Origin of the sequence: Sulfitobacter brevis (assembly GCF_900112755.1) — a bacterium.
Lineage (GTDB): Bacteria > Pseudomonadota > Alphaproteobacteria > Rhodobacterales > Rhodobacteraceae > Sulfitobacter > Sulfitobacter brevis.
Window position 1 is genome coordinate 1 of sequence record NZ_FOMW01000063.1, and the last position, 1,900, is coordinate 1,900.

At 53.4% G+C, this 1,900-nt stretch carries 2 protein-coding genes; one reads left to right on the forward strand and one right to left on the reverse strand.

Translation table 11 applies throughout. The features are described from left to right. The first annotated feature begins 67 nt into the window (after positions 1 to 67). Positions 68 to 982 (forward strand): alpha/beta fold hydrolase, encoded by a 915-nt coding sequence (locus tag BM174_RS20700; RefSeq protein WP_093925674.1) that lies wholly within the window; start codon positions 68 to 70, stop codon positions 980 to 982. Between the two features lie 116 nt (positions 983 to 1,098). Here the strand turns inward: BM174_RS20700 and BM174_RS20705 are convergent, their stop codons facing one another. Then, positions 1,099 to 1,785, reverse strand: coding sequence for an IS6 family transposase (locus tag BM174_RS20705; protein WP_093925675.1), 687 nt, complete (start codon positions 1,783 to 1,785; stop codon positions 1,099 to 1,101). Positions 1,786 to 1,900: the final 115 nt, after the last annotated feature.

The following is a 1,900-nucleotide window of genomic DNA, read 5'->3' on the forward strand; positions in this document are numbered from 1 at the left end:
CAGGCCACAACCGATATCAGTCGAGAGAGGCTCCGTGCAACAAGGCCCCGTTTTAAAGGAGTCCAAGATGAATCATGTAGACTTCAGCGCCCGCCAGCAGCACGTCGAATTGAGCGGCATTGCGCACCAAAAAGTTGGGATCGCCTATACAGATATCGGCAAAGGGGACGCTGTAATCGTAATGCACGGCATACCGACCTGGTCCTATCTTTACCACGATGTCATCGACGAACTCGCGCGCCAGAACCGCGTGATCGCGCCCGACTTCATAGGGCACGGAAATTCTGACCAGCGTGATTTGTTTGATCGTTCTCTGACGGCACAACGCACCATGATCTTAGCGCTGATGGATTATCTCGGGCTCGCTTCAGTTTCGCTTGTCGGCCACGATACCGGCGGCGGGGTTGCTTTGATGATGGCGATCGAGAACCCCGACCGGGTCGAACGGCTGATCCTGTCGAACATCGTTGCGTATGACAGCTGGCCGATCAACGACATGATAGAGATCGGCCGACCCGATTGGAAATCTAAGTCGACCGATGAAATTCGAGACTTTCTTGCCGGGGGCTTCAGCGACGGCCTGAGCAGGAAGGAACGTCTTACCCAAGAGTTCATCGACGGCATTGTTGCGCCATACGTAACGGAGGTCGGCAAGATCAGCCTGATCCGCAACGCCTCAGGTCTGAACACCAGCCATACAACCATGCTGGTCCCACGCCACAGCGAAATCACTGCCGAGACATTGCTTGTTTGGGGTGTCGATGATCCCTGGCAGCCGATCAGTGATGGCGAGAGTCTCGCAGACGAAATTCCGAACGCGCGCTTGGCTCAGGTTCCCAACGCCTCGCACTGGATCCAGCAGGACGCGCCAGAGGAGTGGTTGACCCACGTCGGGCCATTCCTCCGGCATGGTCATGAAGCTAGGGAAGCCTGTAACGGCTCGGCGATCCGGCCTTGCAAAGGAGAAGAATTCGTCGTTTGAGTTCCGCGCGACGCACGTAGATTCTCGGAGTGGCAAAGTTACCTCGCACTTGACGATGACTTGGTTCAGTCGCAAACTTTGTCTGTCGACGAAATGAGAGGTATCACTGGACACAGTTATCCAGCGAGGGCCGCAAATTGCTGAAAGGCCGATTGGCCTGACGCCCCGAACTGTTTCTTGCGGATCATATGTGCGACTTCGATGCCATCCAGAGTTGCGGATGCTGCAGTGAATGATTTAAAGCCCTTCATTTGCTTTGTAAGCTTCTTGATGAACCTGTGGTCTTGCTCAATGATGTTGTTCAAATACTTGACCTGCAAGACTTCGATCAGCCAGTACCATCCGTTCAAAATCAGCATGCAGTTCATGTTCTCTAATCCAGCAAGATTGGCACCGCTTTTGTCGATGACGACCCTGTCAGGAAAGCCGTTGTTTCCAATTGCTCGGGCGAAGAATGCGGTGGCCGCCGCTTCATCGCGCTTCTCCGACAGCATGAAATCAAGGGTTTTGCCGAACTTGTCGATAGCGCGGTAATAGTAGGTCCACTTGCCTTTCACCTTGATGTAGGTTTCATCCATGCGCCAGGACACTGCTGGTTTTTGCTTCCGTTTCTGAGCTTGCGTCGCGATGAGTGGCGAGAACTCGACCACCCAACGGTTCAGCGTCGAATGGTCAACTTCGACCCCGCGTTCCGCCATGATCTCTTCCAGATCACGGTAGGACACCGCATATCGAACATAGAAAAACACCGCGTACAAAATCACATGTTTGGGATAGTGGCAGCCTTTGAAATCAATCGTCACGCGCGGATACCTATTCAAATATTTCAAAGGACAATCGGTGGTTCTGTCGCAAAGTTTGAAATGGTATGGCGTTGTTGCACGGAGGGTAAATTGGCTGGAACGCGCCCTACCCGAG

Bases quoted from the DNA above. Each gene is read 5' to 3' on its own strand.
- BM174_RS20700 (WP_093925674.1), top strand. From the start codon at position 68: ATGAATCATGTAGACTTCAGCGCCCGCCAGCAGCACGTCGAATTGAGC.